The organism is Mesorhizobium sp. (genome assembly GCF_004962245.1).
Lineage (GTDB): Bacteria > Pseudomonadota > Alphaproteobacteria > Rhizobiales > Rhizobiaceae > Mesorhizobium.
Genome location: NZ_SUHQ01000046.1, coordinates 19,649 through 27,778 on the forward strand (window position 1 = coordinate 19,649; position 8,130 = coordinate 27,778).

Consider the following 8,130-nt stretch of genomic DNA (forward strand, 5'->3'; position numbering starts at 1 on the left):
AATATCGGGGGCCTTGATATCTGACTCGGGTCCCCAGATTCCTAGGTGGTCCGATTTATGATTCCTTGGGTGCGAAAGGAGATTCGCGCCGGGGGATCAGCGGTGAAGCTACGCACAGACTATGCTGCATGCGGGGCTTGGCAGAAGCTTCTCGCCAGACCAGAAACCATCACTTCTATCGGAATGAGGCGGTGGGCCCATGTCGGTCGATCATTGTAACCGCTGGTTTAACATCACCTCCAAGATTTCAAATGCCCTCGTAATCCACCCAACAGAGCCTGCCAGCGGCAACGCGCTCGCCGTCACGTCCTCAAGACGCGATAGATTGCCGGGATGACCAGCACCGTCAGCAAGGTCGAGGACGCAAGGCCGAACAGCAGCGAAATCGCCAGCCCCTGGAAGATCGGATCGGTCAGGATCACCGCCGCGCCGATCATGGCGGCCAGCGCTGTGAGCAGGATCGGCTTGAACCGGATGGCGCCGGCTTTGATCAATACCTCTTGCAAGGGCCTGTCCGGCGCGGCGGCATGGCGGATGAAGTCGACCAACAGGATCGAATTGCGCACGATGATGCCCGCCAGCGCGATAAACCCTATCATCGAGGTGGCCGAGAACGGCGCGCCGAACAGCCAGTGTCCGCCGAGGATGCCGATGAAGGTCAGCGGGATCGGCGTCAGGATCACCAGCGGCACCTTGAACGAACCGAACTGGGCGACGACCAGGATGTAGATGCCGAGCAACGCGACGCCGAATGCCGCGCCCATGTCGCGGAAAGTCACCCAGGTGACTTCCCACTCGCCATCCCACAGCAGCGTCGGCTTGCTTTCGTCCTCCGGCTGGCCATGCAGCGCGATCGAAGGTTTTTGCAGCCCCGTCCAATCCTGCGCGTCGATTGCCTGGCTGACGGCGAGCATTCCGTAAAGCGGCGCCTCGAAGCTGCCGGCAAGTTCGGCCGTCACCATTTCGGCGGCGCGGCCATTGTGGCGGAATACCAGAAAAGAAGCACGTTCCTCGGCGACCCGCACGACATCCCCAAGCTCGACCACGCCGCGGTCGCCGGGGAGCACATTTGCCGGTATGGGCGTGGTCAGGAAACGCTCGTCCAGCGTCCTCTCGCCCTTCGGCCGCTCGATGCGGATTGGTATCGGCTGGCGGCCGCCACCGCGATGCGAATAGCCGACGGTCTCGCCACCGTTGAGGATGGCGATCGTGTCGAACACATCGCTTTCCTCGACGCGGAAGAACTCGGCATCGTCGGTGGAAATCGTGGTGCGCAGCCGGCGTGCCGGCTGTCCGTAGGAATTGTCGACATCGACGATGAACGGAACGGAACGGAACGCCGCTTCGACCTTTGCGGCAACCTTGCGTCGCGTCTCGCCGTCAGGGCCATAGATCTCGGCCAGCAGCGTGGCCATCACAGGCGGCCCTGGAGGCGGCTCGACGACTTTCAGGCTGGTGCCGGCGGGAACAGCGATCGATGCGATGCGCCGGCGAATATCCAGCGCGATATCATGGCTCGAACGGGCGCGTTCCGATTTCGGCGAAAGATTGAGCGCGACATCGCCCTGCTGCGGCTCGCTGCGCAGGAAGGAGTGTCGCACAAGCCCATTGAAGTTGAAGGGCGCCGCGGTTCCGGCATGCGTCTGGGCCGATCGTACCTCTGTCAGTTCGAGAACCTTGCCAGCAACCGCCTGCGCCACCGCGTCGGTCGCTTCGACGGAGGATCCTTCCGGCAGGTCGATGGTCACCGCGAGCTCGGACTTGTTGTCGAAGGGCAGCAGTTTGACCGTGACATCCTTGGTGTAGAACAGGGCCAGCGAGCCAAGCGTGAGCACGCCGATCGCCAGCAGAAATGCCCAGCTCGCCGTCTTTGACGACAGTATGGGCCGGGCGACGGTAGTGTAGACGCGGCCCAGCATGCCGCCGCCGGCCTGGTCCGCATGGGCATGCACCGGCGCCCGTCCGGCGAACTTCAGCATCAGCCACGGCGTCACCATCACCGCAACGAAGAAGGAAAAGATCATCGCCGCCGACGCATTGGCGGGGATCGGGCTCATATAGGGGCCCATCATTCCCGAAACGAACAGCATCGGCAGCAGCGCGGCGACCACGGTCAACGTGGCGACGATCGTCGGGTTGCCGACTTCCGCCACCGCCTCGATCGCCGCTTGCCGTCGATCGCGTCCGTCGCCCATTGCCCAGTGCCGGGAGATGTTCTCGATCACCACGATCGCATCGTCGACGAGGATGCCGATGGAAAAGATCAGCGCGAAGAGCGAGACGCGGTTCAGCGTGTAGCCCATGACGCGGGAAGCAAACAGCGTGAGCAGGATGGTGACGGGAATGACGATGGCCACCACCATGGCCTCGCGCCGGCCAATGGCGATCCAGACCAGCACAATGATCGAGATCGTCGCCAGCCCGAGATGATAGAGAAGCTCGTTGGCCTTCTCGTTCGCCGTCTCGCCGTAGTCACGCGTGACCTCGACCGACAGGTCGGCGGGGATCAGGCTGCCTTTCAGCATCTCGACCCGGTGCAGGATCGCCTCGGCAACCGAGACCGCGTTGGAACCGGCGCGTTTGGCGACGGCGACGGTCACCGACGGCACGCGCGTCACCCCCGTCTCCGACCTTGTAAGCGTCGAGACAAGCACGTCGCTGGTATCGGTCGCGAAGGCGACGTCGGCCACATCGCGGACATAGACGGGGCGGTTGTCGCGCGAGGTAAGCAGCAGATTGCCGATCTGGTCCGGCGAGCCCAATGTCTCGCCCGCCACGATGTCGATCTGCTCGCCCGTGTTGCGCACGCGTCCCGCCGGAAAGGCCTTGTTCGCGCCGGAAACCTTTGCCGCAAGCTGCTGCAGCGTCACGCCGTGGAGAGCAAGCTTTTCCGGGTTCGGCGCGACGCGGATGATCTCTGCGGTGTCGCCGACCAGATAGGTCAGCCCGACATTGTCGATCTTGGCGATCTCCGTGCGCAGCTCGCGCGCGATACGGGTCAGGTCGTTTGCCGTCAGGCGCCCGGCTGCCTCCGGTTTTGGCGACAGCGTCAGCGTGACGATCGCGACATCGTCGATGCCGCGCCCGACGATGAGCGGCTCGGGCACGCCGACGGGAATGCGGTCCATATTGGCGCGGACCTTGTCGTGGACGCGCAGCACCGCGGCGTCCGACGACGTGCCAACGATGAACCGCGCGGTGACCATCACCTGGTCGTCGCGGCTTTGCGAATAGACGTGCTCGACGCCGTCAATGCCCTTGACGATCGTCTCCAGCGGCTCGGTGACCAGCTTCACGGCATCCTCGGCCTTCAGGCCATCGGCCCGGACGAAGATGTCGACCATCGGTACCGAGATCTGCGGCTCTTCCTCGCGCGGCAGCGTGAGCAGAGCCACCAGCCCGAAGGCGAAAGCGGCAACCAGAAACAGCGGCGTGAGCGGCGAGGCGATGAACGCCCGGGTCAGTCCGCCCGCAATACCAAAGGTAGCAGGACCTTTCATGGGGTAACCACGACATCGCCGGGCGCAAGACCGGTCATGATCTCGACATAGTCGCCGTCGGCGCCCGCCATCCGTTCGCCAGTGACCACTGCCCGCTCGGTCTCCGTGCCGGCGCCAGCGACGCGCACGAAATCGATCCCCGAACGGGTCTCGACCGCCCCTGCAGGCACCAGCAGTGCCGAGCGTTCACCCACCGGCAATTGGACCAGCACCCGGGCGTCGATGAAATCGGTATCGAGATTGTCGACCTCGACGTCGGCGATGACGCGGCCATTGTCGATCTGCGGATAGATCTTGGCGAGGCGGCCGGCAGACTCCTTGCCGCCGGCATTAATGCGGATGGCGGCGCCCTGCTTCAGTGTCGCCGCATACCGCTCCGGAACGGCCAGCCGCAGGAACACGCCGCCACCGCCGATGGTCGCCACCACCTCGCCGGCCATGATCACGGCGCCGCGCGTGACCGGCACGCTCAGCACGCGTCCGTCGCCGGGCGCGAAAACATCTCCTTCGGCTCCCTGCTGCACGATCACCGAGCGCTGCGCCTCGGTCGCGGCAAGCTGGTTGCGCGCGACATCGACTTCGGTCCTGAGCTGATCGACCCGCTGCACGGTCACGACTCCCCTACCCACCAGCGTCTGGCCGCGGGCGAGTTCGGACTGCGCCGTTGCCAGCTGCGCCTGCAGGGCGCGAAGCTGGGCGTCCAGCGCGGCGACCTGAAAGGCGATCTTGTCGTCCTGTACGGTCGCGATCTTCTGGCCCGCCTTGACCAGATCCCCTTCGGTGACGGCCAGATCGACGATAAGGCCGCCGATCCGCGCACGCGCCGGGATGGTGTTGCGGGCCTCGACCCGGCCATAGACCGCCTTCCATTCGGTCACCGTCGTCGGTGTGAGCGTGAGCGTGCCGGCCAAGGCCGGTGAGCACGCCAGCAGCGCGCCGAGGAAAAGGAACTTGCGCATTCTGCTGCCCCTAGAATGCGCATCCCGGCTTGATGCCGAGCTTGCGGAAGATCATTGCCGCCGGGCAGAAGCCGGTGAATGCCGACTGCAGCATGTTGAGTCCGACGAAGACCGTCAGCCAGACAAACAGCGGCGAAACCCAGACGGTGAGCGCGACGGACAGCAGCACCATGAAGCCTGCGAACGCAAGAACGGAACGGTCAAGTGACATTGTCATCTCCATTTGTATATGATAATATCTAAATATATGAATACTATTGTTGACCCGCAAGAGGCAGTCTCGATTTCGTCGTCCGCGGCTGCAGGCCGATCAAGGCCCGCCCCCCGCTGTCTGGAAAAGGCCGGCTGCCCCTGCCGGGCCTCGATCACACGTCGGGCGCCCTCGCCTCGATCTTGATTTCCTTGAGCTTGTCGATGCCGAGCACCTGTAGCGCCAGACGCTCATAGAAGGGCTCGGACTTCCCGGTTCTTATCTTGTGGAGGAAATACTTCTCGAAACCGACCTTGGCGGTGTGCACCCATTTGCCGGAGGACGACCAGTTGACGTTACGCGGTGGAATTTGCGGCTGCGCCACGAAAGCGACGCCGGAATCGCCGAAATCGGCGAGGCAGACCGCGTTCCATGTTCCCTGTGCGTCGGGTTCCATCCCCTTCACCAGCCGGCCAATGTTGCGGACCGTCGCCGTGACCATGGATTCGATCATGAAGCCGGTTTTCGGGACGCCCACCGGAACCGGCGTCTTGCCGACCGGCGGGATGGCGACGCAGACGCCAACCGCGAATATCTCGGGGAAGGCAGGGTTGCGCTGGTGCTTGTCGACGAGGATGAAGCCGCGCGGGTTGGTGAGGCCTTCGATGCCGCGCACCGCCTCTACGCCCCGGAATGCCGGCAGCATCATCGCATAGACATGCGGCAGTTCGTGCGCCTGCTTGACCGAACCGTCTTCGGCGATCTCCGACACGAACATCTTGCCCGGCTCGACCTTGTCGACCTTTGCGTTGCATATCCACTTGATGTGGTGCTGGCGCATCTCGCTCTCGAGCAGGCCCTTGGTGTCGCCGACACCGTCGAGGCCGAGATGGCCGATATAGGGTTCCGAGGTGACGAAGGTCATGGGAACGCGATCGCGCACTTTGGCGTCACGCAGCGCCTTGTCGAGGATGAAGGTGAATTCGTAAGCCGGCCCGAAGCATGAAGCGCCCTGGACCGCACCGATGACGACCGGGCCTGGCTTGGCAACGAGCGCGTCGAAGGTCGCCCTGGCCTTGAGGGCGTGATCGATATTGCAGACCGATTGCGTGTTGTGCTCCGGGCCGAGGCCATCGATCTCGTCGAAAGCGAGTTCGGGGCCTGTCGCGATCACCAGATAGTCGTATGATACCCTGCCCCCGTCATTGAGTTCGATGGCGCGCTCGCCCGGGTGAATGCGCCTGGCTCCTTGCGGATGAAACGCAATGCCGCGGCGCGCCAAGACGGGAGCGAGGTCGACTTCGACCGCCTCCTTCTCGCGCCAGCCGACGGCAACCCAGGGATTGGATGGCACGAACGAGTAGTGGCTGCCGTTGTTGATGACCGAAACCTTATGTTCCTTCGCCAGTTCGTCGCGAAGCTCATAGGCCATGATGGTGCCTCCCAGTCCGGCACCCAAGACGACTACTTGCGCCATGCTCTTTTCCTCCTTGTGCGCTTGTGCGGCGTCGCTCGCAGAGCCACGCCCCCGACGGCAGCGGTCCGAAGTTGTTTAATTCTTCGTCGTCGTTGCTGGCCGCGCCTTGATGCGGATCAATCGACCCGCCGGTATACGGCCCCGATTTGCAGCGGTTTCGATGCGTCGGCTTGACAGCCGCCAGTGCCGGACTAATATTATTTGAAACTATTAATATGATAATGTGTTCATATGCGCAATAAGAAAATCGTTGAACTGGACAAGATGGCGCGCGAGGCGTCCGAACTGCTTGCGGCGATGGCCAACGAGAAGCGCCTGATGATCCTGTGCCATCTGCTGGAAGGCGAGACGAGCGTCAACGAACTGGCGGAACTGGTCGCGATGAACCAGTCGGCGCTCTCGCAGCAATTGGCGAAGCTGCGGGCGCTGAAGCTGGTCGATACCCGTCGCGACGCCCAGCAGGTTTACTATCGGCTGGCTTCGGTCGAGGTCGAGCGCATCCTGCAAACGCTCTACGGCATCTATTGCGATCCGCAGACGAGGACGGCGAGGATCAGGTCACTGTAGCTTCGCGCTTTCGCCGATGATCTCGGTGGGGTCGATGCCGAAGGCATGACCAGATTTCGGAGAGTGCGGACCGCCCAGCTTTTTCCTCTTGGGTGACATGCATTAGATGCCCGATGACGGGACCAGGACCGCGGCGCCTTGGAGTCTGCCGGCGCGCAGATCATCCAACGCCTGATTGGCCTGTTCCAGCGGATAGGCCTTTGTGTGCGTGCGAACCTGCGCACGCTTGGCAATGGGAAAGAATTCTTCCGCGTCGCGGCGTGTAAGGTTTGCAACCGACACCAAGTCCCGTTCCCCCCAAAGCAATTCATAGGGCATCGCCGGAATGTCGCTCATGTGAATGCCACCGCACACCACCCGGCCGCCTTTGCGCACGGCACGCAGCGCAGTCGGCACCAGATCGCCGACAGGAGCGAAGATGATCGCAACGTCGAGCAGCTCGGCTGGACGTTCGTCCGAGCCGCCGGCCCACTTCGCGCCGAGCGATCGTGCAAATTCCTGAGCTTCTCTATCGCCTGGACGCGTGAACGCGAAAATCTCACGACCTTGCCAGATCGCGACCTGGGCGACGATATGCGCGGCAGCGCCGAAGCCATAGATTCCGAGCAGCTTGCCGTTGCCGGCTGTTTTCAGGCACCGCCAGCCGATGAGGCCGGCGCAAAGCAGCGGTGCCAGCGATATGGGATCGGCGTCTGCATCCAGATCGAAGGCGAAATGTTGATCGGCCACAACATGGCTGGCGAAGCCGCCATCGCGTGTATAGCCGGTGAACAGCGGCTGATCGCAGAGGTTTTCACTGCCTGCGGCGCAATAGTGACAGCAGCCGCAAGTGTGCCCAAGCCAGGGCACCCCTACTCTCCGACCGAGCCGGGACCGCGCGACGCCTTCACCAACCAAATCGATGATGCCGACGATTTCATGACCTGGGATGAGCGGCAGTTTTGGGTGAAGCAGATCACCGTCGACGACATGCAGATCGGTCCGACAGACCGCGCATGCCTCGACCTTCAGCCTGATCTCACCAGCCCCGGGTACGGGATCAGGCCTGTCGACCGGCTTCAAAGGGGTACCGACGCTTTCGAGCACCATCGCTTTCATGACGCTTCCCACCACTGCAAACGGAAGCGGATCACGATCCTCCTCCCTTTGACGTCCGACACGTTACCAGGCAATCGTCATGCGGTCTTTGACGATGCGCCTGGCATGCGAGCCAATCGCCAAACGCTTCTTGCGAAGGCGACGTCTCGCCCGAAATTCGATTGCCTTCCTTGTCTTGAGTCAAAACCCCATTTCGCATGATCCTGAACCGCTGGGCCTACCGCGCATCTATTTGCCGAAGGCGACAGATATCACCCTGCCGATGTCAGCGGCCGCGGGGCCGCCCGGCCGACGTCTAGGTAGTTTCCCGTAGGGACATAACCGAATTTCGCGAGCCGC

6 protein-coding genes are annotated in these 8,130 nt (G+C 62.9%); 1 reads left to right on the top strand and 5 read right to left on the bottom strand.

Going from position 1 to position 8,130, the window contains the following annotated elements; translation table 11 throughout:
- Positions 1-302 precede the first annotated feature (302 nt).
- The 4 genes from E5X88_RS31120 to E5X88_RS31135 form a co-directional block, all read right to left on the bottom strand.
- Positions 303-3,500: an efflux RND transporter permease subunit gene (locus E5X88_RS31120; RefSeq protein ID WP_292167970.1), complete on the bottom strand. Its 3,198-nt coding sequence runs from the start codon at positions 3,498-3,500 to the stop codon at positions 303-305.
- Positions 3,497-4,459 (bottom strand): efflux RND transporter periplasmic adaptor subunit, encoded by a 963-nt coding sequence (locus E5X88_RS31125; protein ID WP_292167977.1) that lies wholly within the window; start codon positions 4,457-4,459, stop codon positions 3,497-3,499. Before E5X88_RS31125 ends, E5X88_RS31120 begins: the two co-directional genes overlap by 4 nt.
- 10 nt (positions 4,460-4,469) lie before the next feature.
- Entirely contained in the window at positions 4,470-4,670 is a 201-nt protein-coding gene (locus E5X88_RS31130) for a DUF2892 domain-containing protein (RefSeq protein ID WP_127211497.1), read from the bottom strand.
- Positions 4,671-4,824: 154 nt separating this feature from the next.
- A complete protein-coding gene (locus E5X88_RS31135) occupies positions 4,825-6,126 on the bottom strand; it encodes an FAD/NAD(P)-binding oxidoreductase (protein ID WP_292167979.1) in 1,302 nt (433 codons plus the stop codon).
- A gap of 231 nt (positions 6,127-6,357) precedes the next feature.
- Between E5X88_RS31135 and E5X88_RS31140 the strand changes: the two genes are divergently transcribed.
- Entirely contained in the window at positions 6,358-6,693 is a 336-nt protein-coding gene (locus E5X88_RS31140; RefSeq protein WP_292167982.1) for a metalloregulator ArsR/SmtB family transcription factor, read from the top strand.
- A gap of 102 nt (positions 6,694-6,795) precedes the next feature.
- On the opposite strand, the gene E5X88_RS31145 is transcribed toward E5X88_RS31140, so the two are convergent.
- Positions 6,796-7,791 (bottom strand): zinc-dependent alcohol dehydrogenase family protein, encoded by a 996-nt coding sequence (locus E5X88_RS31145; protein ID WP_292167984.1) that lies wholly within the window; start codon positions 7,789-7,791, stop codon positions 6,796-6,798.
- Positions 7,792-8,130 lie beyond the last annotated feature (339 nt).